Source organism: Pseudomonas sp. NPDC087336 (genome assembly GCF_044744285.1).
GTDB lineage: Bacteria > Pseudomonadota > Gammaproteobacteria > Pseudomonadales > Pseudomonadaceae > Aquipseudomonas.
On the sequence record NZ_JBIUYA010000005.1, the window covers coordinates 32,991 to 57,838 of the forward strand.

Annotated in this window: 25 protein-coding genes; 11 read left to right on the forward strand and 14 right to left on the reverse strand. The window is 61.0% G+C overall.

Annotated features, from left to right (window positions below):
* Positions 1-7: 7 nt before the first annotated feature.
* The 3 genes from ACIO0C_RS06500 to lldD form a co-directional block, all read right to left on the reverse strand.
* Entirely contained in the window at positions 8-526 is a 519-nt protein-coding gene (locus ACIO0C_RS06500) for an HIT family protein (RefSeq protein WP_401309299.1), read from the reverse strand.
* Positions 527-748: 222 nt separating this feature from the next.
* Positions 749-1,516, reverse strand: coding sequence for a metallophosphoesterase (locus ACIO0C_RS06505; protein WP_401309302.1), 768 nt, complete (start codon positions 1,514-1,516; stop codon positions 749-751).
* A 48-nt stretch (positions 1,517-1,564) separates the two neighbouring features.
* Positions 1,565-2,710: an FMN-dependent L-lactate dehydrogenase LldD gene (lldD, locus tag ACIO0C_RS06510; protein ID WP_401309305.1), complete on the reverse strand. Its 1,146-nt coding sequence runs from the start codon at positions 2,708-2,710 to the stop codon at positions 1,565-1,567.
* Between the two features lie 172 nt (positions 2,711-2,882).
* On the opposite strand from lldD, the gene ACIO0C_RS06515 reads away from it, so the two are divergent.
* The 3 genes from ACIO0C_RS06515 (at position 2,883) to ACIO0C_RS06525 (ending at position 4,234) form a co-directional block, all read left to right on the forward strand.
* Positions 2,883-3,098, forward strand: coding sequence for a hypothetical protein (locus tag ACIO0C_RS06515; RefSeq protein ID WP_401309308.1), 216 nt, complete (start codon positions 2,883-2,885; stop codon positions 3,096-3,098).
* A 185-nt stretch (positions 3,099-3,283) separates the two neighbouring features.
* Entirely contained in the window at positions 3,284-3,712 is a 429-nt protein-coding gene (locus ACIO0C_RS06520) for an NUDIX domain-containing protein (protein WP_401309311.1), read from the forward strand.
* On the forward strand, positions 3,713-4,234 hold the full coding sequence (locus ACIO0C_RS06525) for a GNAT family N-acetyltransferase (protein ID WP_401309314.1): 522 nt from the start codon (positions 3,713-3,715) through the stop codon (positions 4,232-4,234).
* Here ACIO0C_RS06525 and ACIO0C_RS06530 read toward each other — a convergent pair.
* The 10 genes from ACIO0C_RS06530 to ACIO0C_RS06575 form a co-directional block, all read right to left on the reverse strand.
* The gene (locus ACIO0C_RS06530; protein WP_401309316.1) at positions 4,221-4,556 is read right to left on the reverse strand and encodes a hypothetical protein; all 336 of its coding nucleotides are present in this window, start codon (positions 4,554-4,556) and stop codon (positions 4,221-4,223) included. The genes ACIO0C_RS06525 and ACIO0C_RS06530 overlap by 14 nt on opposite strands.
* A 1-nt stretch (position 4,557) precedes the next feature.
* On the reverse strand, positions 4,558-5,124 hold the full coding sequence (locus ACIO0C_RS06535; RefSeq protein WP_401309319.1) for an SCO family protein: 567 nt from the start codon (positions 5,122-5,124) through the stop codon (positions 4,558-4,560).
* 3 nt (positions 5,125-5,127) lie between these two features.
* Positions 5,128-6,264: a hypothetical protein gene (locus ACIO0C_RS06540; protein WP_401309321.1), complete on the reverse strand. Its 1,137-nt coding sequence runs from the start codon at positions 6,262-6,264 to the stop codon at positions 5,128-5,130.
* 12 nt (positions 6,265-6,276) lie between these two features.
* On the reverse strand, positions 6,277-7,809 hold the full coding sequence (locus tag ACIO0C_RS06545) for a multicopper oxidase family protein (RefSeq protein ID WP_401309324.1): 1,533 nt from the start codon (positions 7,807-7,809) through the stop codon (positions 6,277-6,279).
* Between the two features lie 436 nt (positions 7,810-8,245).
* Entirely contained in the window at positions 8,246-9,406 is a 1,161-nt protein-coding gene (locus ACIO0C_RS06550; RefSeq protein ID WP_401309327.1) for a GGDEF domain-containing protein, read from the reverse strand.
* A gap of 96 nt (positions 9,407-9,502) precedes the next feature.
* Positions 9,503-10,288 carry a 2-oxo-tetronate isomerase gene (gene otnI, locus ACIO0C_RS06555; RefSeq protein ID WP_401309330.1) on the reverse strand — a complete coding sequence of 262 codons (786 nt, stop codon included), beginning with the start codon at positions 10,286-10,288 and terminating at the stop codon, positions 9,503-9,505.
* Between the two features lie 80 nt (positions 10,289-10,368).
* A complete protein-coding gene (locus tag ACIO0C_RS06560) occupies positions 10,369-11,007 on the reverse strand; it encodes an aldolase (RefSeq protein ID WP_401309333.1) in 639 nt (212 codons plus the stop codon).
* Entirely contained in the window at positions 11,004-12,296 is a 1,293-nt protein-coding gene (gene otnK / locus ACIO0C_RS06565; protein WP_401309336.1) for a 3-oxo-tetronate kinase, read from the reverse strand. Before otnK ends, ACIO0C_RS06560 begins: the two co-directional genes overlap by 4 nt.
* A 10-nt stretch (positions 12,297-12,306) precedes the next feature.
* Positions 12,307-13,281, reverse strand: a complete 975-nt coding sequence (gene denD / locus ACIO0C_RS06570) for a D-erythronate dehydrogenase (protein WP_401309339.1) — start codon at positions 13,279-13,281, stop codon at positions 12,307-12,309.
* A gap of 15 nt (positions 13,282-13,296) precedes the next feature.
* Positions 13,297-14,607, reverse strand: a complete 1,311-nt coding sequence (locus tag ACIO0C_RS06575; RefSeq protein WP_401309341.1) for an MFS transporter — start codon at positions 14,605-14,607, stop codon at positions 13,297-13,299.
* Positions 14,608-14,769: 162 nt separating this feature from the next.
* On the opposite strand from ACIO0C_RS06575, the gene ACIO0C_RS06580 reads away from it, so the two are divergent.
* Together ACIO0C_RS06580 and ACIO0C_RS06585 are read left to right on the forward strand one after the other, a co-directional pair.
* Entirely contained in the window at positions 14,770-15,552 is a 783-nt protein-coding gene (locus ACIO0C_RS06580; protein WP_032831889.1) for a FadR/GntR family transcriptional regulator, read from the forward strand.
* Positions 15,553-15,776: 224 nt separating this feature from the next.
* The gene (locus ACIO0C_RS06585) at positions 15,777-17,330 is read left to right on the forward strand and encodes an FGGY-family carbohydrate kinase (protein WP_401309343.1); all 1,554 of its coding nucleotides are present in this window, start codon (positions 15,777-15,779) and stop codon (positions 17,328-17,330) included.
* A 3-nt stretch (positions 17,331-17,333) separates the two neighbouring features.
* On the opposite strand, the gene ACIO0C_RS06590 is transcribed toward ACIO0C_RS06585, so the two are convergent.
* Positions 17,334-18,287: a LysR family transcriptional regulator gene (locus ACIO0C_RS06590; RefSeq protein WP_401309346.1), complete on the reverse strand. Its 954-nt coding sequence runs from the start codon at positions 18,285-18,287 to the stop codon at positions 17,334-17,336.
* 287 nt (positions 18,288-18,574) lie between these two features.
* Between ACIO0C_RS06590 and ACIO0C_RS06595 the strand changes: the two genes are divergently transcribed.
* The 6 genes from ACIO0C_RS06595 (at position 18,575) to ACIO0C_RS06620 (ending at position 24,792) form a co-directional block, all read left to right on the forward strand.
* On the forward strand, positions 18,575-19,090 hold the full coding sequence (locus tag ACIO0C_RS06595) for a flavin reductase family protein (RefSeq protein WP_401309349.1): 516 nt from the start codon (positions 18,575-18,577) through the stop codon (positions 19,088-19,090).
* Positions 19,091-19,147: 57 nt separating this feature from the next.
* Positions 19,148-20,134, forward strand: a complete 987-nt coding sequence (locus tag ACIO0C_RS06600; protein ID WP_180204630.1) for an ABC transporter permease — start codon at positions 19,148-19,150, stop codon at positions 20,132-20,134.
* 49 nt (positions 20,135-20,183) lie between these two features.
* A complete protein-coding gene (locus ACIO0C_RS06605) occupies positions 20,184-21,134 on the forward strand; it encodes a sugar ABC transporter substrate-binding protein (protein WP_401309351.1) in 951 nt (316 codons plus the stop codon).
* Between the two features lie 23 nt (positions 21,135-21,157).
* On the forward strand, positions 21,158-22,657 hold the full coding sequence (locus ACIO0C_RS06610; protein ID WP_401309354.1) for a sugar ABC transporter ATP-binding protein: 1,500 nt from the start codon (positions 21,158-21,160) through the stop codon (positions 22,655-22,657).
* A gap of 29 nt (positions 22,658-22,686) precedes the next feature.
* Complete coding sequence (locus ACIO0C_RS06615; protein WP_401309357.1) at positions 22,687-23,484, forward strand: SDR family NAD(P)-dependent oxidoreductase; 798 nt, start codon at positions 22,687-22,689, stop codon at positions 23,482-23,484.
* A gap of 204 nt (positions 23,485-23,688) precedes the next feature.
* Positions 23,689-24,792, forward strand: a complete 1,104-nt coding sequence (locus tag ACIO0C_RS06620; RefSeq protein WP_401309359.1) for an LLM class flavin-dependent oxidoreductase — start codon at positions 23,689-23,691, stop codon at positions 24,790-24,792.
* The last annotated feature ends 56 nt before the right edge of the window (positions 24,793-24,848 follow it).

Consider the following 24,848-nt stretch of genomic DNA (forward strand, 5'->3'; position numbering starts at 1 on the left):
GCCGAAGTCAGCTGTCGACTTGAACAAGCAGGCGCTGGCTCACCGGACTGAAGGCTGTGCGCAAACGGTCGATGATTTGCTCGATCGAAGGTCCTTGAATGGCCGGTGGTTGCGCGCTCTCGCCAAATTCACGCCAGATGAACAGGGTCAGTTCCGCGCCGTCGGTCAGGGTGTGTGCGGTGGCGCTGGCGCCGAAGTTTTCCAGCAGCCTGTAGCGCTCATCCTGCCAGAACAGGTCTTCGACCCACTGATACACCGGTATGTAATGGAAATGGATGGGGAAGCGCGGATCATGGCCGAATCGGCTGATGTAAAGCCACTTGGGCTTCAACTCCACTTGCAGGGTTTTCTGGACTCTGGCGAGCAGCACGCCCATCTCGGCCAGGGCCTGCTCGGGAAGGTCAGACAACGAATTGGCGTTGTGCCGGGTTCCCAGGACAAGGTAGCCGGGGAGCGCCGAGGACATATGGTGGTTGAGGATCCAGTGGGCGGTTTCATGAATGATGAAACGGGGTGCGATGTCCATGGGTCAATGTCCGTTGGCGAAGCAGCCGAAAGGGGCGGGTGGGGTTGGCCACGATCGATTCTAAATCCAGCATTATCCAGTGCGAAACGCTTTTTGCGCTGAGGCCATGAGCGAGGCCCAAAAGGCTGTTCCCTTTGGGTGCGGGCAATGTAGGGGCAAACACTGCCGCCGGCCACTGGACAAGGGTGTGGCCGGTTAACGCTTTGGTATGAGGCCAGGGGATCATGGATTCAGGTCAATCACCTGGGCGACGTTGAATTGAGCGTTTTCATTGACACCCCCCTTGGCATAGCCCCGGGCGTTGCACATGACCCGTGTCTTGCCGATCCGGTAATCGAAGCTGCCATGGGTGTGCCCGTGCAGCCAAAGTGCGGGCTGCCACGTCTCGATCCGTTCCCGGAGGTCTGAAACGAAACTCGCGTTGATCGGCGAGTCGGCGAAAGCCGGGCTGATGCTCAACCGTGTCGGCGCGAAATGCGAGATCACCACCGTGGGGATGTCGGGGTCGGTGGCAAAGCAGTCTTGCAGCCAGGCGACCGTCTGCAAGAAAAGCATCTGGGAAATGGCCGGCGTGAACAGGTCTGGAAAATCCGGCGAAACCTTGATGCGGCTGAAGTCGCGGATGAGCCGGGTGGCCATGTCGATCCCCTGCGCCCGCGCTTGTGCCTGATCAAAGAGGCGATAATCGGACCACAGGGTACAACCCAGGAACCGTACGCCGTCGTGAATGTGCGCCGTGCGTTCCAGCACGCGGATCGGTGTGCCTTGCGACAACCTGTGCAACTGCTCGTAGGTAGAGATCAGGTCACTGCCATAGAACTCGTGATTGCCGGCCACGTACAGTACCGGTACCGGGCATGCCCTGGCCCACTCGATGGCCGCGGCCGGTCGGGATATGTCGCCGGCCAGGATCAGGATATCGGCATCCACAGCCGGGAAAGGCAGGGCATCCACGGACAAGTGGACATCGGACAGCAAGGCAATGCGCATGGAACGGTTCCTGGCAGTGTTGACAGTGGATGCGTACGCGCCGGCTCTTTACTTGAGGGGATGACGCACCAGAATCGATTCGTTGATCTGATCAATAGAGGTGACCCCCGTCAAGGTCATGGCCACGCGCATTTCCTTGGCGAAAATATCCAGCATGTTTTCCACCCCGCGTTGACCATCGGCCGCCAGTGCATAAGCCATGGAGCGTCCCAGGAGTACGCCTTTTGCTCCCAGGGCCAACATGCGCACCACATCCAGCCCCGAGCGGATCCCCGAATCGACCAGCACTTTTAGGTCATTGCCGACCGCTTGCATGATCGGCGGCAAGGCTTGGGCCGTGGAGAGCACGCCGTCCAGCTGGCGGCCGCCGTGGTTGGAGACAACAATGCCGTCGGCGCCAAAACTGACCGCATCCCTGGCGTCCTCGGGGTCGAGAATGCCCTTGATGATCATCGGGCCCTTCCAGAAATCGCGAATCCACTCCAGGTCGCTCCAGCTGATCGAGGGGTCGAAGTTGTTGGCCAGCCAGCCGATGTAGTCTTCGAGGGTAACCGCCTTGCCGAGATACTTCGAGACATTGCCCAGGTCATGGGGACGGCCCAGCAGGCCGACGTTGAAGGCCCAGTCAGGTCTAGTGATGGCCTGCAGCATCCGCCGCGACGAAGCATAGGGACCGGACATGCCCGAATGGGCATCGCGATAGCGGGCGCCGGGCGTGGGCATGTCCACTGTGAACACCAGGTTCTGTACGCCGGCGGCCTTGGCGCGTTCCAGGGCGTTTCTCATGAAGCCCCGGTCCTTGAGCACATACAGCTGAAACCAGATGGGTTGTTGAGTGTTGGCGCGGACTTCTTCGATCGAGCACACCGACACGGTGGACAGGCACAGCGCGATGCCCTTGTTTTCGGCGGCCTTGACGGCCTGCACCTCACCGCGGCGGGCGAACATGCCCGTCAAGCCTACCGGTGCCAGCACGATGGGCATCGACAGTCGTTGATCGAACAGGGTGGTTTGCAGGCTTAATGTTTCGACGTTCTTGAGGATGCGCTGGCGCAGGCTGACGTCCGCCAGATCGGCGCTGTTGGCCCTCAGCGTATGCTCGGCATAGGCTCCGCCATCGATGTAGTCGAACAAAAAACGCGGGAGCTTGCGACGCGCTGCCTCGCGATAGTCGGATGCGGACGAAATGATCATATTGCCGATGCCTTGAGCTGATGAGGGACGGTGACGTCTGTCGAGCGTGAAGGCAGATTAGCCCATGCCATCGCAACCCTGTTGAAAAGCCGTTCAAACCTTTTGTGGCTGCAACATGGACGCAACATAACGCGCCTATGATCCGCCTCAACCAAAACTCAGGGAACGACCCATGAATCGGCCATCAAGAAGCCTGCGCAAACTGCTCGACTCCGTCGCCGCCAACAACGAGGGCGCGGCGCTGGATGTGATGCGTGCAGCTGAACAGCTCAAGGACGAAGTGTTGCGCCAACGCTTGCTCAACCTGATTCATCGGCTCAACCAGGACGCCATCGATTTGCGGATTGCGCGCGATGAGATTCAGGGCGGTGGGATCAAGTTGGCGTGAGGGGCGCCCTTCAACCTGCTGAAAGGGCGCCAGGGGGCGGCCGATCCAGGTCGCCCTGAGAGCACTCGCTTTCAAGTGGATCAGCAGCGCAGTATTCAAGACCGCCTTCGCCGGCAAGCCTGGCTCCTACAAATACGTGTCAAAGGCCGTATGATGTTGGCTTCATTGTCGATAAGGACGTCGTCATGTCACCGAACAAGGCTTGCCCCGTCATCCTCTCCAGTACTGATCGGCCACGAATCCTTCTGTTCCGCCATCCCCAGGCAGGCGTGCAACTGGTCAAAGGCACCATCGAATCAGGTGAAACACCCGCCGAGGCCGCTCTTCGGGAATTGAGCGAGGAGTCCGGCATTGACGACGCCTTGGTGGTCAGTGATCTGGGTTGCTGGAACGCCGAACATCTCGAGCAGGTATGGTCATTTCAACTGTGTCAGGCACAGGCGCCGCTGCCGGAGCAATGGACCCATCAGACGCGCGATGACCACGGCCACGCCTTCAGCTTTTTCTGGGCGCCGTTTGATGAGTTGCCGGTTGCCGATTGTCATCCGGTCTTCCGCCGGGCATTACGGTATCTGACGGTCACACTTGGGCCTCATGCACTGGAGACTCGATGAATGAAGGCATTCAGAATTCGCGAGCTGAAAAGTTCGGATGCTCAAGCCTTGCTGGCATTTGAAATCCGCAACCGTGAATGGTTCGAATCCCATATCGATGCGCGCGATCCCTCTTTTTACTCAATGCAGGGTGTCGCCGAACATATTGAAGGCTACTTATCCGATTTTGCCATCGGCGCCTGGCATCCGATTGTTATTGAAGACGGCAGCGGAACAATTGTGGGTCGAGCAAACTTGAAAGGCATCAACCAATCGACGGGTTCCGCGGAAGTTGGCTATCGAATGGGTCGCGACACTTGCGGCCAAGGCCTGGCGACACAGGCGCTCAGACATCTGATCGAGCAGGCACAGAGTCGTTGGCAACTGACGCAACTGGTGGCTTATGTGTTCAAGGAAAATGCAGGTTCGAGAAAAGTACTGGCCCGGTGCGGATTCGTGCTGGAACAACCCTCCAGCAATGAAGCGTCGGAAGCCGAATGCCGATTCGTCCGTGCGCTCAATCCAGACCTTAATGCACGGTGATCGCCCAGGTGATAAACCCTGCAATGGCCGTTGTACAGGTCAAGGCGACCAGGAAAAGCACGTCGACCAGTTTTTCCAGAAAATGATTACGGTTCACGTTGCTGGTGCGCAGCGCCCAGTAGGATAGAAGTGTCGTAATCAAATACAGGATGGCGTTCATCGCAAGAAAGTCGTCACCCAGGGAATCTTCACTTCTCAGCGTGGTGACCACCTGGAAAATACCAATGACCGTAATGCACACGCCCACCATGGCCGCTGAAGCGGTAAAGACATGCACGCAGATATCTTCATTCAAGCTGATCGGCGACTTTTTTTCGTTCATGTCATGTTCCGTCAGCCAGCGCGGTGACCACCTGTTGCTCTATGTCCTTTTCATCCATCGCTCTCCCGAAATGCTTGAGGTAGCGGCCCTGACGGTCGAGTAAAAACAGGATGGTCGAGTGGTCCATCATGTACTGGTCCGGTTTATCGCCCGATGGCACTTTCTTGTAGTACACGTGGTAGGCATCGGTGATCTGGGCGATCTCTTGCGCCGAGCCGGTCAGGCCGACGAAATCGCTCGCGAAGTATTTCACGTAGGCCTTGAGTTTGCCGGGGGTGTCACGTTCCGGGTCGATGGTGACGAAGACCGGCCGCACCTTGATGCCTTGCCGCTGTTGCAATTGCCGGCTGATGCGGGCCATTTTCGCAAGGTCAGTGGGGCAGATGGCCGGGCAGGTCATGAAGCCGAAGTAGAGCAGCACCGGCTCGCCAAAGCTGCGCTCGTTGACCCGCTGGCCATTCTGATTGGTCAGCTGGAACGGCCCGCCGATGTCGCTGCGGGTTGCGGCGCCGGTACTGGTCACCAGCCCCATCAACAGCAGGATCGCTGCCACGCATAGCACTCTCATCGATCAATATCCTCCGGAATAAGTCAGCGCCAGGCCGACGAGCTCGGACATCTGGCCATCCTCTTTCTGGGTGCCGGCTGACAGCCCGAGCTTGATCTGCCCGGTGATGTTGTAGGTCAGGCTCAGCTCGTTCAGGTAATCCTGCCGATCGGCGCCCCCCGTTGATTGGCGATGCTTGTCGGTGCGGGTCGCGCCGAAGGACCAGTTACCGAAATCGAACGTCAGCGATGTGGTGAGGTAGCGGGTGTCGTTGCCCTTGATGCCATCTTCATTGTCGACATCGGCAAATTCGATGAAGGGCACGATATCGAAGTAACGCCCCTCCAGCGTCGGCTCAAGATCCGTGCTCGGTTCATAGGCCCAGATGTAGCGGGCGGACGCGATCTTGATGGTTTCGTCGTCTTCCCCAGGCGGATCGGGTTGCGTCTGGTCCTCGGCCTTTTTGTTGAACATATAGCCGGCCTGCATTTCCAGATAAGGCACCGCCGGGATCGCAATCCAGTTCACCATCAGCGCCCAGGAGTCGAGCTTGCCGGTATTGGAGGGACCGCCGTCGCTGCGTTGCAGTTTCTCGCCGTGGCGCAGATAGGGGCGACCGAGAAACGAATTGTCCGCGGTGTACAGGCTCAGGTTGGGCTCGATCATGCCCAGCTTCTGGTCGAAAAACCGGTACGCCACGGTGCCACCGAGCATGCCGTCGAGGTCATAGGTGCTGACGTAATCACTGGTGTAGAGGCCCGGCGCCTGATCCTGCGCACGTCCGAACGGCACGTGGAACTTGCCGACCGAGAACGCCGAGTTGGCGTTGTTCTGGTAGTAGTTGAGGTCGTTGATCACCAGTCCCACGTCTTCGAAATAGCGCTTTTGCCCGGGCTCGGGCCCGGCGATGGGATTGATCTCGGTGGACAGCTGGATCTGCTGGTCATGGGTGAAGCGAAAGTAGAACGTGGTGTTGATGTCCGGGTAGGCGTCCGTGCTGTTGCGATTGCCGCCCTGGGGCGAATCGGCATGCACGTGGTCATATTGAAAGGTCGCGTCGTAATCCATGCCGACGTTGGGGTATTGCCCGTCATCGGCCAGGCTTGCCTCGACGCCGCACACCGATCCCAGCAACAACACAGCCAAGCGATAGTTGCTCATGGCGCCCCCCCTTTATTTGATGAGCGGGCTGGACGCTTTCGGGTCCTGTCCGGTATTGCGCAGGTAGGAGCACAACTGGTTGTTTTCACCGTACAGGCCGCCCAGGGGTTCGAGCTTGACCGCCTGCTCGTAGTCCTCGGGCTTGACCACCTGGATCGCCTGCATCATGCCGCCGTCCTCATGTTCGAGGATGTGGCAGTGATAGACGAACTTGCCGAGGATCACCGGATCGCGGAAAGGGATACGCACAGTAATCGAACCCGTGGCGGGGATGAACACGTTGTCCCGATAGCCACTGAACTGCACCGCCTTGCCATTGATTTCGGTGACCTGGAAGTCCACCTGGTGGATATGGAACTGGTGCAATTCCTGGGACGGATTGAACAGTCGCCACTCTTCCACATCGCCGAGTTTCACCGTGGTATTGACCCGGTCCAGCTCGAAGCGGGTGCCGTTGATCAGGAACGCATTGGGGTCGGTGTCCGAGTCCTGGAAGGCGAACTGGCGCGTCTTGTTCACCGCGATCTTGCTGAAGTCCTCGGCGGGCGGGTAGGGGCTGGTGATCTGCTTCGTCGCCACCTGTTCACCGCTGGAGCGCAGGACCGCCAGTTTGGCCGAAGGGTAATCATCGCCTGCCGGCCCGGTATTGCCCGAGCCCGCTGCAACTTCATAGGTGCCCGCCGGCGGCCCGACAACCAGCACGCTGAAGCGCGCCGATGGCCCGATCAGCACCTGTTTGGTGTCGACCCGGCGGGTCACGGTATTGCCGTCGCGCGATAGCACCTGCATCGACTGGCCGTCGATGCGGATGCGGAAATACTGGTTGGCGGCGATGTTGATGAAATGCCAGAGCTGGGTTTCGCCCGGCTTGATGTCGATGGTGGGCACTTCCTGGCCGTTGATCGTGCGGATCGACGGGGCGCTGGTGATGATATCGCTGGCGACTTTGCCAGTCAGGGTTTTCTGAAAATTACGCAGGACCAGCACCTGTTCCTTGATGCCCTTGAGTTCGGGAAACGGGTCGAGCATGCCATCGACCAGGATCGGCCCGGCAATGCCCGCCGACACCTGGCGCTGGGAACCGCCATGGAAATGACTGTGGTACCAATAGGCGCCGGGGCTGTGAGCGAGTGGCAGTTTGACGTTGTACTCACCGACTTGATGCGGGCGGGTCACGCGGAAAATATTGTCGCCCTGGTCCAGGGGCGAGACCTGCATGCCGTGGAAATGCAGGTTGGTGATCTCGTCCATGCGGTTATCCAGGCGAATCGCCATGGTACCGCCGGGTCGTGTGCGAATCAGTGGCGAATCGTAGTCGCCGTTGAACACCAGGGACACGTAACGCTCGTTGCCTACATTGACCGGCTGCTCGGCCGCCGTCAGCGTGGCGTGGGTCACGCCGTTGGCATCGTAGGTGAATTCGGGGTTCTGCCGCAGGGGGGGGGACGCAGGTTCGGCGGAGCGCTGGGTCGCACAACCGCTCAATGCCAGAGCGAATACGCTCGCGCAGAGTGCAAAGGAACGGACGCTGAGAGTTCTGGGCATGATCGCGACCTTCGTTGGCTTGGCGAGGAACGACCTGTGTGGTCCGCCCGTGCGTTGCCGAAGGTGATCAGGAGACACACCGGGCAATGCGCAAGGCCACGTCCGGTGTGGCGAACAGTGTAATTGCGAACTTTTCGCAGTGTAGAACAGGGCGGGTGGCTCGCAAGTATTTTGGATCCAGCGTTGCGCCGAAACGATGAAAGGCGATTTTTTACCCAGCAATTACCGTCATTCGGCGATTTTCGACCGTTGTAGATAACGCGATTAGCCTGGCATCCCGTGGCGTGCTAAGGCTTTTCGCGAGCAGGCTAATCGTGGCAAACCCATTCATCGCGATTAGCTCAGAACCTCGTAGGAGCGAAGCTTGCTCCGGGTGGCGTTCCGACGATGGTCGTCAACGATGACGCGGGAAACCGGATGCCCCGCATTGCCTGCCTCAATGGCTGGCAAAGGTCTGATCGACCAGGCGAATGCTGTCGCGTCCACCACGCTTGGATTGGTAGAGAGCCGCATCGCCTTGCTCGATCAACGCCGCCAGGCTCGCTGGCGGATGGTCGAACAGGTTGGCGCCGATGCTCAGGGTCACGGCTACCGGTGTGGCGAACGACTGTGCGGCAGCGTGGTGAAACTGCTCACGCAGGGCGCTGCCCAGCCCGACGATTTGCTCATTCGATGCGTTGCGCAGCAGAACTACGAATTCATCACCGCCCAGTCGCGCCGCCAGTGCGCCTTCAGGCAGGACCGAACGGATCATCTCGCTCAACGTGACGAGCAGGCGGTCGCCAGCAGTGTGGCCGTACAGGTCGTTGACCTGTTTAAAGTTGTCGATATCGATCAGCAGCAAGGCGCCCGGTCGCGCCGTCGATACGTCATCGAGCAGACGCGGCGCTCGCACTTCGAAGGCACGGCGGTTGTACAGGGCGGTCAACGGATCGCGGGCGGCCAGCCGGGCGATGCGTTTCTCGCGCCTGTAGCGTTCGGTACCGGTCATGGACAAGGCGATGAGCATGATCGCCATCGCGCCCTCGACCAGGGAAATCTGAATGATCTCGCCACGAAACGCGGCAAGGTCGATCAGCGTGCCGGGAACGATGGCGGTGATCGACTTGGCCAGATAGAACAGCCCATGGACCAGCAGCACATAGCGCAATTGCACCGCTCCCACGCTCAACGACTTGCCATGGGGGCGCAGGAGGAAGCTGGCCCTGAGCGTCACCAGGGCGACCAGCAGCGAATTGGCCAGCAGCATGACCTTCGACCACGACGACTCGTCCGGCAACAACAGCAAGGCCACCCAGGCGACGAAGATCAGGTACCAGGCACGCGATAGCCGCGTCTGCGTGAAGCGCGCGACACCCAGCAGGAAACACCAGTGGGCCACCACCAGCAGGCCATTGGCGAACCAGATGCCGACCAGCAAAAGGCCGGCGCTGCGCAGCAAGGCGAGTGTCGACCCCAGGGTGATGGTTGCGAAACCCGCGCTCCAGAACAGCAGCGAAGGCTCGCGAATGCTCCGCCATTCGATCGCCAGGTACAGCGCGGCAGCCGCTGCGAGGGCGATCGAAATTGTCAACATCGTGGGTGGATCGAGCGCCATGACCGGTAGAACCTTTCTGATCTGCGATGAAAGGCGTGATTGTAAATGCTGGGCCGGTTTTTCGCAGATTTCAGCGCATTGAAAGGTGATGCCAGATCAGCGGGCCTGCCAATCGCGCAACCATTGCAAACCGTCACTGGTGTTGCCGCGTGGCCGGTACTCGCAACCCACCCAGCCGCTGTAGCCCAGTTGATCGATCAGCTCGAACAGGTAGGGGTAGTTCAACTCGTTGTGCAGGTCCGGTTCGTGGCGATCCGGCACGCCCGCGATCTGGATATGCCCGATGCCGACGAAATCCCGGCGCAGCTTCGTCGCCACGTCACCCTCGACGATCTGGCAATGGTAGATGTCGAACTGCACCTTGAGATTGTCGTTGCCGACGGCTTTGCAGATGGCCTGGGCCTGATCCTGGTAGTTGAGGAAAAACCCTGGAATGTCACGGGTGTTGATCGGCTCCAGCAACACGGTAATCCCGACCTTGGCCGCTTGCGTCGCCGCGTGGCTCAGGTTTTCCAGGTAGGTCTCTTGGTGTCGGGCACGGTCTGCTTCGCTCGCCAGCAGCCCGGCCATGACGTGGATGCGGTCATTGCCCAGGATCGCGGCGTATTCCAGGGCCTGGTCGAAACCTGCGCGAAACTCCGCCTCGCGCCCAGGCAAGGATACGATGCCTCTTTCACCTGCCGCCCAATTGCCGGGCGGTGCGTTGAACAGGGCCTGGACCAGGCCGTTGTCGTCCAGCCGCTGTTTAAGTTGTTGCGCGCTGTAGTCGTAGGGAAACAGGTATTCCACCGCCTGGAAACCATCGGCGGCGGCCGCGGCGAAGCGGTCGAGAAAATCGTGTTCCGGGTAGAGCATGCTGAGGTTGGCAGCGAAACGAGGCATGGTGACTCCTGAAATCAAAAAACACTGTAGGAGCGAGCCGGCTCCTACAATTGAACAGCATTAAGCGCAAGGCCCGGGGGTTACCATTGCACGCCAAAAACTTCGCGCAGTTCATCCAGTGCAGCCTGGTCGAGCGGGGCCGGCTTGGGGTTGCTCATCAGCCAGAGGCGCGCCGTTTCTTCCAGCTCCTCCAGGGCATAGCTCGCCTTTGACACCGAGCTTTCCCACAGCACCGGGCCCAGGCGCTCGAGCATGACCCCGCGCACGCTGTTGGCCAGTTGCGCCACCCGCTCGGCCACTTTCGGCGAGCCGGGACGCTCATAGGCGATCAGCGGGATGTGCCCGACCTTCATCACCTGATAGGGCGTCAGCGGCGGCAGGATGTCATCCTGCTGCCAGACCCCGGCCAGCGTCAACGCCACCAGGTGCGTGGAGTGGGTGTGGACCACGCCGCCGACACCCGGGTTGCGATCATAGACCTCCCGGTGCAAGGCCAGGGTCTTCGACGGTTTGTCGCCGCTGACCCATTCCCCGGCCAGGTTGACCTTGGAGAGGGCGGCCGGGTCCAGGCGGCCCAGGCACGCGTCCGTGGGCGTGATCAGCCAGCCATCGTCGAGCCGGGCGCTGATGTTGCCGGCACTGCCTACCGTGTAGCCACGGTTGTACAACTGCCTGCCGACGTCACAGATTTCTTCGCGCAGGGCGTTTTCGTTGCTCATGCTTGAACTCCCGCCAGGTGTTTCAAAGCTTTGGCGAAAAAGTCAGGGCCACCGAAGTTGCCGGACTTGAGCGCCAGGGCCAGTGGTTCCCCAGGTGTGCTGACACAAGCGGGCACGCCCGGGTCAATTTGCGCACCGATCTGCAATAGCTGGATACCCAGGGCTTGCACCACGGCCCCGGAGGTTTCCCCGCCGGCGACCACAAAGCGCCGCACACCGGCCTGGCGCAGCCCGCTGGCTATCCGGCCCATGGCCTGTTCGACCATGTTCCCCGCACGCTCGGTGCCCAGTTCACGTTGTACGGTCTTGACCTCATCCGGGGAGCTGGTGGCGTAGATCAGCACCGTTTGCGCCGAGTCAGCGGCGAAGGCCAGTGCCTGTTCGATCACCGGCGCTCCCGCAGCCAAGGCCAACGGGTCGATCCGAAAGGCCGGACGACCTGCCTGCAGCCAGCTCGCCACTTGCCCGTTGGTGGCTTGCGAAGCGCTGCCCGCGAGCACCACTTCGCCGCCGTCGACTGCGGGTACCTCGGCTGCATTCAGCTCGCGCAGTTTACCGGCCCGACGGAAGTTCTCCGGCAAGCCCAGCGCCAGCCCCGAACCCCCTGTCAGCAGGGCAAGACCGGCGCAAGCTTCGCCCAACAGATGCAGATCTGCATCGGACACGGCATCGGCGATCGCCAGGCGCACACCCTCGGCGCGAAGCTGCGTCATGCGGGCGCGAATGCTCTCCACGCCCCTGGACACCGTGTCATGGCGCAGCAGGCCGACTTTGCCCTGGCTCTGCGCTTGCAGCACCCGAACCAGGTTGGCGTCGGTCATCGGCGTCAGCGGGTGATGCTGCATGCCCGACTCGCTGAGCAACTGGTCCTGGACGAACAAATGCCCGCGAAACACCGTGCGCCCGTTTTCCGGGAAGGCGGGGCACGCCAGGGTGAAATCACTGTCCAGCGCGTCCAGCAGCGCTTCGCTGACCGGGCCGATGTTGCCGGCGGCGGTAGAGTCGAACGTCGAGCAGTATTTGAAGAAAATCTGTTCGCAGCCACGCTCACGCAGCCAGCGCAGCGCTTCGAGCGAGGCCTGCACGGCGTCGGCGGCCGGCACGGTCCGGGTCTTCAGGGCGATGACGATCGCGTCGGCATCGAGTCGTTCAGCAACCTCGGCACCGGGTATGCCGATGCTTTGCACGGTGCGCATACCGCCGCGCACCAGCATGTTGGCAAGGTCGGTGGCACCGGTGAAATCGTCAGCGATGCAGCCCAGCAGAGGGCGGGCAGGGGCATTCAACATGTCGGGCTCCTCATCCGGGCAGATATTCAGTCATGTACTGCTTGATCACGGCGCGGAAATCCTCATCCGCGGTGAAACCCAGGTCCCGGGAATAGGTGGCGCAAAAGGACCCTGGCCACGAACCGACGATGCGCTCGATCGCCGGATTGCGCTCCAGGCTGATCCGTTCGGCCACTTGCGCGCCCGCGACCTGACGCAAGGCATCGATCATCTGTGCGACGGTAATCGACAGGCCCGGCATGTTGATCACCCGACCCTCGGTCATCTGCTCGCCGGCCAGCTCATGACCCTGGATCAGGTTGGCGATCGCCTGCGCTGGCGACATCAGCCAGAGCCGTGTATCGAGTGGCACTGGACACACGCTGGATTGGCCATTGAGCGGTTCGCGGATGATACCGCTGGCAAAGCTGGAAGCGGCCAGGTTGGGTTTGCCCGGGCGCACCACGATGGTCGGCATGCGCAGGCTGCGACCATCGACAAAACCGCGCCGGCTATAGTCGGCGAGCAGCAGGTCGCTCATGGCTTTTTGCGTGCCATAGGAACTCTGCGGCGCCCACACCTGGTCATCGCGCACGCGTTCCGGCAGTTGCCCGCCGAATACCGCGACGGAGCTGGTCATCACCCATTTCGGGCAGGTGCCGAGCAGGCGAATGCGTTCGAGCATGTTCTGGGTCGCGGTGAAGTTGATGCGCATGCCCAGCTCGAAATCGCTTTCCGCCTGGCTGGAAACCACCGCGGCCAAATGGAAGATGCTGTCGGTGCTGGCGTCGATCAGGCTGTCGAGCACTTCAGGGTTGGCGATATCGCCACACACCACCGTTACCCGCGGATCATCGATGCCCTCGAGCGCGACCCTGTCGAAGGCGACGATTTGCCCGATGGGCTGGGACTGGCCTGCACGGTCGGTGAGCGAGCCGCGCAGCAGCAGGGCTTCGATCAGACGGCGGCCAAGGAAGCCGGCTGCACCGGTCACGAGAATTTTCATGAGTTGCTCCAAACGTCAACGGTTGACGAGTTTTCCGGGAATTCTGAAGACCAGCAGGGCGCCGAGGAACAGTGCGCTTGCCATCACATACATGCCGATCGTGGTGCTGTGGGTGGTGTCCTTGAGGAAGCCCATCAGGTACGGCGAGACGAAGCCCGCCAGGTTGCCCCAGGAGTTGATCAGGGCAATGCCGGCGGCCGCGGCGGTACCGCCGAGGAAGGCCGTTGGCAGGCTCCAGAACAGCGGCAGGGTGCTCATGGCGCCCATGGAGCCGAGGGTCAGGCCGATCATCGAAATGGTGAAGTTGTCGCTCCAGGTGGCGGAGATGAACAAACCGATACCGCCCAGCACCGCGGTCAGCGCCAGGTGCCAGCGACGCTCGCGCAGCCGGTCGGCGCTGCGCGACACCAGGATCATGGTCATCGCGGCGGCGGCATACGGGATGGCGGTGAGCATGCCGACCTGCAAGACATCGCTGACACCGGCCTGGCGGATCAGCGTCGGCAACCAGAAGCCCACGGTATAGAAGCCGGCGATCATGCAGAAATAGATGGCCGTCAGCAGCCAGATGCGCGGCTGCAGGAACACCTCTTTGAGGCTGTGGGTTTGATGGCCAGCGGTCTCGGCGTCGATGCGCGTCTGCAGCAGGGTTTTCTCTTCCCGGGTGAGCCAGCCGGCACTCGAGATGCGGTCGCTGAGGCAGAAGATCACCAGGATGCCGACGGCGATCGAAGGCAGCCCTTCGAGAAAGAACAGCCATTGCCAGCCGGCAAACCCGTGGTCACCGTTGAAGGCGCTCATGATCCAGCCAGACAGGGGCGCACCGATCAGGCCCGAAAGCGGCACGGCCGTGGCGAACAGGGCGTACATCTTGCCGCGGCGATGGGTCGGGAACCAGTAGGACAGGTAGAGGATGACGCCCGGGTAGAACCCGGCCTCGGCGATCCCCAGCAGGAAACGCATGATGTAGAAGGACATCGGCGTGCTGACCAGAGCCATGGCCGAGGAGATGATGCCCCAGGTGATCATGATGCGTGCGATCCACAACCGCGCGCCAACGCGATGCAGGATCAGGTTGCTGGGAATTTCCACGAGGAAGTAGGCAATGAAGAAAATCCCTGCGCCAAGGCCGTAGACGGCTTCGGAAAACTGCAGATCGTCGGACATCTGCAATTTGGCGAAACCCACGTTCACCCGATCCAGATAAGCGACGAGGTAGCACAGCAACAACAACGGCAGGATCCGCCACGCGGCTTTGCGATACGCAAGGTCCTCGAAGCGATCGACGGGCACCGTGGTGCCGGTTTGAATCACTGATTCAGTCATGTGTTTCCCCCATCCTTATTTTTGTAGTGGGTGACGTTGTTTTTATCGGACTTACATGAAGATCGGTTTTTTATCATAATACGTCATACGAATTCAAGGCGCAGAATCCAAAGAGGACGACGGGTCTAAAATGCAGTACCGTTCACCGATTTGAGCCCAGAGATGCCTATGCCAACTCCTGATAAATCCCCCTGTTCCGCCGAGGCGCTGGCCGTTTTGAAGGACTCCGCCAAGGGCACGCTGTCCGATCAGGTGACGGCGGCCCTGAAGGCCTATATCGCCAATGGCGAAGTGCTGCCGGGCGCTCGCCTGCCCACCGAGCCTGTGCTATCGGAGCGTTTCGGGGTGAGCAGGACGGTCATCCGCGAGGCGATCTCGCGCCTGAAGTCGGCCGGCCTGGTCGAGGTTCGCCAAGGCAGCGGCACCGTCGTCAGCGAAGGCGCGCACATCAAGGCGTTCACCATCGACCTGGATGTCAGCGGCTCGATCGAGGCGGTATTGCGGGTCACCGAACTGCGCCGCGGCATCGAAGGGGAGGCGGCGGCACTGGCGGCACAGCGGCATTCGCCGGCGCAACTGGAGGCCATCCACCAGGCGCTCAAGGCCATCGATGCCGCCGAGCAGGCGGGGCGCGACGGCGTCGAGGAAGACCTGGCGTTCCATCATTCCATTTCCAGGGCAACGGGCAATCCGCTGTACCCGTCACTGCACGAGTTCATCGCGCAGTACATCAAGGAAGCGATCCGCATCACCCGCTCCAACGAGGAACGCCGCCACGACCTGGCCAGGACGGTGCATGTCGAACACTCTGCCGTATACGAGGCCATCGCCGCACGCGACCCTGAAGGCGCGCGCCATGCCGCCCTCAACCACATCAACAATGCGGTCGAGCGGCTCAAGAGCGCCGATCCTGCGTTCTGGCAGAATCCTGGGGCGAGAACCTAGTAGCACCGCGCGCGCCGGGCATCGCCTCTGACCCGTGGGCGCCCGGCTTGCCGGCCGACATGGCTCTATACGTTTTCTGTTGGAGCTGTCGAGTACAACGAGGCTGCGATCTTTTGATCTTGAAAAATCAACATCAACAGATCGCAGCCTGCGGCAGCTCCACAAAAAAGCGTGTGCAAGAAAAAAACCAGCCACTGCCCCAGGTCCTTTGATCACAGTATCCTGTGCAAAACCCTCATCGATTCACTAGCGAGCGCCAACCCTTGAAGAGTCGAGCATTACTGGTTGGGGTGGACATGGGCACCTCCAGTACCCGGGTGGTGGTCGTTGACCAGGACGGCTGTCAGCGGGGGGCGGCGAGTCGGCCCGCGCGCTTGGCGAATCCGGCGCGGCAGGTGTTCGAGCAGTGCCCGGACGAGATGTATGCGTCGGTTTTGCTGGCCATCGCCGATGTCATGGCTCAGGCATCCATCAATGCCGGCGACATCGCTGGTATCGCGATCTGCGGGCAAATGGCCGGGATCTCGACCATCGGCCGCCACTGGGAAGCCACCACGCCCTACGACTCCTGGCTGGACTTGCGTTGCGCCAATCAGGTGCAGCGGCTCAAGGCTTTCGAGCCATCGATCATTGCACAGGCGGGCGGCCCCGTCAGCGCCAACCATGCCGCGAAATGGTTGTACTGGCGTGATGAGCAGCCCCGGGTCTATCGCAAGATCGGCAAGATCATCATGCCGGCGGCCTACGTCGCAGGGCGCATGTCGGCGCTGGACGCCGATGCGGCGTTCATGGATGACACCTACCTTGGGTTCAACAGTTTTGCCGACAACCAGGCGATGCAATGGAACACGGCGCTGCTCGATGAATTCCAGCTGGAGGTCGATCGACTCCCCAGGCTGGTGAAACCCTGGGATCGCATCGGCTCGGTGTGCGCAAAGGCGGCGCGCGATTGCGGGCTGTTGGCCGGCACGCCGGTTTTTGCCGGGTGCGCGGATATCGCTGCGTCCCTGCTCGGGACCGGGTCATTCGAGCCGGGGCAACTGTTCGACATTGCCGGTACCGGCTCGGTGCTGGCCACCTTGCTTGACCATTACGCGGTGGACGCGCAGCACCAGACCCTGACGACGTTCCGTCACTGCATCCCCGGGTTGTTTTATTCGATGGCCTACGTCGGTGGCGCCGGCATCACGCTCAAGGCATTCGGCCTGACGGACGCCGAATGCCAGCAACTGCAAGCGCGGGCCGGCGCTACGTTGTCCGAGCGCAACAAGCTGCTGTTCATGCCCCATCTCGGGGGGCGCCATGCGCCGTTCGATGCCGCGCTGGCCGGCGCGTTTGTCGGCCTCGACTGGCGCCACGACCGAACCGACCGGTACCGCGCGATGCTGGAGTCGATCGCCTACGAATACGCGCGTTTTGCGCAGTGCATGCAGGACATGCAGGTCGATTTCGGCAGCGGCGGTGTGATCAGCCTGGGCGGAGGGGCGAACAGTCAGCTGTTCCGGCAGATCAAGGCTGACGTGCTGGGGTTGCCTTATCGCAAACTGCCCGGCGCCGAGTACGGTGTGCTGGGCGCTGCGCTAGTGGCGGGACAAGGTGCGGGGGTGTTTACCGACCTCAAGCAGACGGCCATTGACTGGCAAAGACCGGACGAATGCGTGGCCTTGCCGGACGCGTCCCGGCAGGCGTTCTATGCGGGCATGCGCAAGGCGTACGAGCGCATGCTCAGTAATCTCAAGCCGGTGATGGCTGATCTGCAGGCGGTGCCGTTGGCTTGAGGGTCATGGCATCGTGTGTTCAAGACGGCGCACAGGCGAGGTCAGGATGTGCCGGGCTGGCATTTCCAGGTTCTTGAAGTACTGAACGGCAAAATCAACGAAGGATTTGACTCGCGCCGGCAGCTTCTTCCCGCCTTCGGTGAGCACATGAAACCCGGTGGTCGCACATTGATAGTCCTCGAGCAGCGGTACCAGTCGTTGCGCCTGAATGTCATCGCCCACTTCCCAGACTGACTTCCAGATAATCCCCAGGCCCTGTACCGCCCACTGGCGCAGGGTAAAGCCGTCGTTGGCCAGCCGATTGCCCTTGACCTGGATCGTGCTCGACTGGCCGTTTTTCATGAACTTCCAGCGATCGAGCGCGAAGTCGGCGCGCAGTTGCACCAGGCAGTTGTGCTGATGCAGGTCTTCGGGCACCCGCGGTGCCGGGTGCCGCTGCAGATACTCAGGCGAGCAGCAGACCATTGGCCGGTCGACGCCCAGGGAGCGGGCAATCAATGAGCTGTCTGGAAGATCGCCGAAACGGATCGCGATGTCCGAGCCCGACTCGACGAAGTCGAGAATCCGGTCGGTGAAAAACAGGCGGATGCTGACGTGGGGATTTTCGCGAATGAAGGCATCGACCAGTTGACTGACCCATTGCCGGCCAAGGTCGGTAGGGCAGGTCAGGCCGATGGTCCCGAGCAAGTCGCTGTGACCGTTCTTGATGATGTTGTCGAGGGCATCGACCTCCTCGAGAATCTTCAACGCATTTTCAAACAGCAACTGTCCTTCAGCGGTCGGGCTCAGGCTGCGGGTGTTGCGCTTGAGCAAGCGCAAGCCGTAGAAGTCTTCCATCGCCTTGAGGCGACCGCTCATGGCTGCTGGCGACAGCCCCATTTGCCGGCCGGCCGTGGAAAGGGAGCCTGTCTGCACCACCAGGCGAAACAGCCGCATGTCCTGTAATCGATCAACCATGATATTTCAACTCGCCAGGCTTGTTTTCTGATTGTTCGGAAAGTATCGATCGATTATTCACTTGATTCAATTAATTAAATGTCCAAGGGTTTTTTCCAGTAACGAACAAAGTGCTCTGGAATGGGCGTTTCGGTCGATATGTGAACTTGATTCAAATGAGTTTGTTGTTGGCTTCATCTTACCGAAAACTTGAAAAGTCATTTTTTTAAAAGTGAATAGAAAAGTAGAGGGGATTGTTAATAATGAATGCCTGAGCTTGTGAGTCACCCATAAAAGAGGGTTTAAGTATGCACGTTCAATATCAAGAGGCTGCCCCTTCGATCGACCTGGCCGGCCCATTCAAAATGGCAATGGGGCGTTTCGCCTCTTCCATAACCCTGATCACCACGCTCGACGATGACGGCCAGCCCCACGGTCTGGCGGCTACCGCTTTTTCCTCGGTGTCGATGGACCCGGCCTCGGCCCTGATCTGCATCAATCGCAGCGCCAGCGCCTCGCCGATCATCAAGCGCTCCGGGCTGTTCTGCGTGAACATGCTGCAAAGCCAGCACGAACCGATCTGCAAGATCTTCAGCCAGCCCGACCTGCGCGAACGCCGCTTCGTCGTGGGCGACTGGCGCACCGGAGTGCACGGCATTCGCTACCTTGTCGATGCCCAGGCGGCCATCTTCTGTGAAGTGGTGCAGGAGATTGAACACGGTACCCACACCGTGATGATCGGCAACGTGATCGATGTAATTACCCAACCTTTAGAGGAGCCGCTGCTGTACATGGGAGGGCGATACCGGCAACTGGGTCATTAATCGGCAAGTCGTGTAGTGCTCGGTCTTATAACAATTAGATAAGAAGTGGATGTGGGTATGAACAATCAGTTGTTGGTCAAGTCAAGGCTCGCCGGATCGATTCCAAAGTGGATCGGCCTGGAAACTAACGTGGCCGGCCCGATGGTCGGGCTTTTGTTGTTGTGTGCGGTGCTTACAGTCTTTACCGATAGTTTCCTGACCCTTAGCAACTTGCTCAATGTGCTCGATCAAGTGACCGTGCTGGGCATCATGGCGCTAGGCATGACCCTGGTGATTCTCATCGGTGGCATCGACCTGTCTGTCGGCGCGGTGCTGGCCGTGGCGATCATGGTCATGAGCTGGCTCGAGCAGGTGCTGGGGTTACCGATGTGGGTGGCCATGCTCGGGGCCATGGCCGTCGGTGCGGCCTGTGGATCGACCACGGCCTTGCTGGTGGTCAGGGCTGGCCTGCCGTCGTTCATTGCGACCCTGGCGATGATGTCCATTGCTCGCGGCCTGGCCTACATGGTTACCGATGGTGCGCAAGTCAGCGGCTTCCCGGAATGGTTCAGCAACCTCTCGGTGATTCGCTATGGCGGTGTGTTGTCGCTGACAGTGAGCTGCTTTGCCGTGTTGGCGCTGGTGTTCTGGTTCGTCCTCAAGTTCACGGTCGCCGGGCGCAGCCTGTACGCCATCGGCGGCAGCGCCAAGGTGGCCAAGCTCGCGGGTATCCGGGTCAAGGGCTACACCAGCGCGGTGTACATCATTTCCGGAATTTGCGCGGCCCTGGGCGGCGTCATCATGACCTCGCGGCTGGACACCGCCGGAGCGGGCGCGGGCGTCGGCTATGAGCTGGACGTGATCGCCGCGGTGGTGATCGGCGGCGGCAGCCTCAAGGGCGGGGCGGGCAGTGTGGTTGGCACCCTCATCGGTGTGCTGATCATCGGGGTGCTGCGCAACGGCTTGAACCTGGCCGGCATTTCACCCTTCGTCCAGCAAGTGGTGATCGGCGCCGTGATCGCCTTCGCCGTGATGCTCGATCTGCTCAAGCGCAAGGCCGACTGACCCCAGGCCCTCGCCCTCGTGTCCAAACCAGAACAACAAGGATAAAAACATGAAACTGCCTGCTTTTTCAGTGCGTCTGCTGTGGTTGCCGCTGCTTGGCTGCCTGATGTCGTCCGGTGTGAACGCCCAGACTAAACCCGTGGATCAGATCACCGTCGGGATGTCGATCCCGAGCTTGCAATGGGTGTTCTACCTGATGGTCCGCGATGGCGTGATGGAACAGGCCAAGGGCCTGGGGATCAACAATGTGCTGGTCGCCGACGCCCAGGCCGATCCGGCACGGCAGGTTAGCCAGATCCAGGACATGTTGAGTAAAGGCATCGATGTGCTGCTCTACACCGCCACCGGCAGCGCTGCTTCGGCCGTACCGGTGCGGTTGGCGCGGCAGCAGGGGGTGCCGGTGATCTGCATCGATAACTTCCCGAAAAATGTCGAGTGCGATGCCTATATCTCCACCGACAACCTGGCGGCGGCGGGTGAGCTGGCCCGGCAAATGATCAAGCTGACCGGTGGCAAGGCCGAGATCGGCCTGCTCCAGGGAACCTTGGGCGACTCGACCGAAGTGGCCCGGGCCAAAGGCCTGGACGCGGTGTTGTCCGAGGCGCCGGAGATGAAAATCGTCGACCGCAAGCCGACCGACTGGCTGCAGGACAACGGTTTCAAGGTGGCCCAGGACATGCTGCAGAAAAACCCGAAGATCAACGTGTTCATCGGCCGTTCCGATGCGCCGGCCCTGGGTGCGGCCCAGGCCGTCAAGGTCGCCAACATCGATCACAAGGTCTGGGTCTTCGGTTATGACGGCCTGCCCTCGGCCCTGGAAGCCATTCGCGATGGCAAGCTGGACATGACCATCACCCAGCAAGCCGTGGAAATGGGGCGTACGGCGTTGCGCACCGCGGTCGACCTGCAGCAAGGCAAGCCGGTGACCAAGACTCAACTGCTGCCGGCCTTCGTCACCACCCGCGAAAACGTGGCGACCTTTCTTGAGCAGCACCCTTGAGACCGGCGAAGGAGGGTAACGTCATGAGTGCGATCCAGACCGGGCAGGCACCGCTGTTTCGGGCCAGCAACATCGGCAAGTCATTCAATTCGGTCAGGGTGCTGGAAGACATCAGCCTGGATATCGGCTACGGCGAAGTGGTGGCGTTGCTGGGGGAGAACGGTGCGGGCAAGTCGACCTTTTCCTCCATCGTCGCCGGCGCCTTGACGCCGTCCAAAGGCACGATGTTCCTCGCAGGCGAACCCTACGCGCCGAACGGACCGGGGGCGGCCATGGCCCTGGGCATCAACATGATCCATCAGGAGATTCATCTGCTGCCGGACTTGAGCGTGGCCGAGAATGTGTTCCTCGGTCACCTGCCCACCCGCGACGGCATGATCGACCGCAAGGCCATGCACCGCGAAACCGAGAAACAACTGCGGCGCCTGGGCCTGGACATTTCCCCGCAAACCCCGGTGCGGCAACTGAAGATCGCCGCCCAGCAACTGGTGGAAATCGCCCGAGCCCTGACGCTCAACTCGCGCTTGCTGATCCTCGACGAGCCGACCGCCGCCCTGGGCAAGGATGAAACCGACCTGCTGTTCAAGCAGATCGAGGAGCTGAAAAAGGAGGGCGTGTCCTTCATCTACATCAGCCACCGGATGGATGAAATTGCGCGGATCGCCGACAAGGTCGTGGTGATGCGAGACGGGCACCTGATCGCCCGTCACGATAGCGGCTCGGCGGATGTCAGCGTGCTGGTGTCGCAGATGGTGGGGCGGCCGATCGAGCGCTTGTTCCCGGAGTTGCCGCTGCCCGGGGACGCGGAGGTGCTGCGGGTCGAGCAACTGTCGGACAAGGCCGGGCGCTTTCACGATGTGTCGTTTTCGGTCAAGGCCGGGGAGATCTTCGGGATTGCCGGCATTGTCGGCGCCGGTCGCACCGAGCTGGTCCAGGCGATTGCCGGGTTGAGTGCGCTGAGCCAGGGCAAGGTGATGCTGGGCGATCGGCCGCTGCCGGCCAACAACGTGCAGGCGGCGATCCATGCCGGCGTGGTGCTGATACCCGAAGACCGCAAATCCGAAGGCGTGGTGCTGAGCCAGACCATTGCCGAGAACCTGACCTACTGCAACCTGGACAGCCTGAGTTCCTGCGGGATCATGGCCAACCAGCGGGTCGCAGCTTTTGCCCGTGAGCGTATAGCGACACTGGGGATCAAGGGCGTGGCGGGGCAGATGCTCGACAAGTTGTCCGGTGGCAATCAGCAGAAAGTGGTCATCGCCAAATGGATCGCCCGAAATCCGAAAGTGATCATTCTGGATGAACCGACCCGGGGCATCGACATGGGCGCCCGTGCGGCGATTTACGAGCTGATCATCGATCTGGCGAAAACCGGTGTTTCGGTGGTCGTCGTCAGTTCCGATCTTGAAGAAGTCATTGGCTTGTCCCATCGGGTCATGGTCATGGCGCGCGGCTGCTCCCAGGGCATCCTGCATCGGCCGCAGATTGCTCCTGACAGCATCATGACCCTGGCCACCGCCTGATGACGGGCAGCAATCAAGGAGATTCCACCATGTCTGGTCCCTATCAAGCACTGCCGTACCGACCGTTCGCGCAGTTGCTGGACTTGTCCGGCAAGACCGCCGTCGTCACTGGCGGCGGCAGCGGCATCGGCCTGGCCATCAGTCGGCGCCTGGCCGAAGCGGGTGCCAAGGTATTGATTGGCAGCCTGGCGCCGGAGCGCAGCGGTGAACTGGTCGAGGCCGGATTTGCCGTTGAATTTCTGCCCACCGATGTCAGCCAGCCCGCCGATATCCAGCGCCTGGCGGACATGGCCGTCGAGCGCTTCGGCCGCCTGGATATCTGGATCAATAACGCCGGCGTCTATCCGCTCAAGCCCATCGACGAGGTCGATGCGGACTTCTGGGACCGGCTCCACGCCATCAACACGCGCGGGGTGTTCCTCGGTGCGCAGGCGGCACAGCGGCAGATGCGCCGGCAGCAAAGCGCCGGGGCGATCGTCAATCTGTCGTCGATCTGTGGCCACCGGTCCATGGCCAATCACTGTACCTACGACGCTTCGAAGGGCGCGGTACTGGCCATGACCCGCAGCCTGGCCAAGGACTTGAGCGCCTTCGACATTCGGGTCAACTCGATCTCGCCGGGGCTGACGGCGACCCCGGGCAACCTGGAGCCGGAACTGCTGGAGCAGCACCGGCAGAACAACGTGCTGAACAACATCCCCCTGGGCCGGGCAGCAGAGCCCTGGGAAATTGCCGATGCCGTGCTGTACCTGGTTTCGCCATTGTCCTCCTACGTGACGGGCACTGACTTGCTGGTGGATGGCGGGTGGCTGCTGCATGGAAGTTGACGCGTAACTGAACCCACCGAGGGCCGATGGCGTGCGTTGAAGCAACGCTCGGTCAGCCCCGGATATTGAACCCCTTTGCTTGAACGTTGCGACTCGCGGCGCCGGCACTGGCACGCCTGCGAAACGAGCGCTCGTCATGAAAACGCTGTGTTGCAGCAACCCTGTTCGCAACACAGCGGTCACTGAAAACAGCAGGAGAACGACATGAAACTCGCCATGTTCATGCAGCCACTTCATCACAAGGGCTGGGATTATCACGAGATGTACGACCAGGATATTGCCTGCGCCGTCCACGCCGACAGCGTCGGTTTCGATGAGCTTTGGGTCGGTGAACACACCTCACAACGCACGGAGCCGATCACCAATGCACTGCAATTTCTTTCCACGCTGATTCCGCTGACCCGGCGCATGAAGTTGTGCACCGGTGTACTCAATCTGCCCCATCATTTCCCGGCGCGTATCGCTGCCGATGCGGCGATGTTCGATCACATGTCCAAGGGGCGTTTCATCATGGGCATCGGCCCGGGCGGGCTGGCCTCCGACTTCGAGGTGTACGGCAGCAACGGCAAGGACCGCGGACAGATGATGGTCGAGTGCTACGAGATGATCCGGGCGATCTGGAACTCGGGCGCACCTTATGAGTTTTCGACCGAACACTATCAGGTCAGCCTCAAGGACTCGGTCCATCACGAACTGCAGATCGGCTACATGCCGACCCCGTTCCAGAAACCGTTCCCGCGCGTCGCGACCACGGCGATGAGTCCGTTCTCCGGTACCGCGAAACTGGCCGGCGCCAGGGACTGGGACTTGATGTCCGCCAACTTCAATCCAACGGCAACCGTGGCCTCGCATTGGCAAGCCTACTGCCAGGGCGCAGAAAATGCCGGCATCAAGGCCGACGCCAACAACTGGCGGGTGGCCCGTTCGGTGTTTGTCGCTGACTCCCAGGCCCAGGCCGAGGACTATCTGGCCATGGAGAGTTGCACCCTGCGGCGTTACTTCGACTACATGATCGATAACCTGGCCAGCAACCACTACACGAAGATCTTCAAGACCCGCCCCGACATGACCGACGAGGAAGTGACGGTCGATCACTGCATCAAGGAAATGGTGATCTACGGCGACGTGAATTCGGTCACCGAGCAACTGGTCGCGTTCAGCGAACAGACCGGGCCATTCGGCACCTTGATGACCACCTTCCATGAGTGGGACGACGCAGCGCTGTGGCGACGCTCCATGGAGCTGACCGCGCAGCAGGTCATGCCACGCCTCAATGACTACATGACGCCACGCTTGAAAGCGCAGTGATCGCCTGCGCTGGGCCCGGCCACATCGCGGATGTGGCCGAAACTCTGGTAATGCCC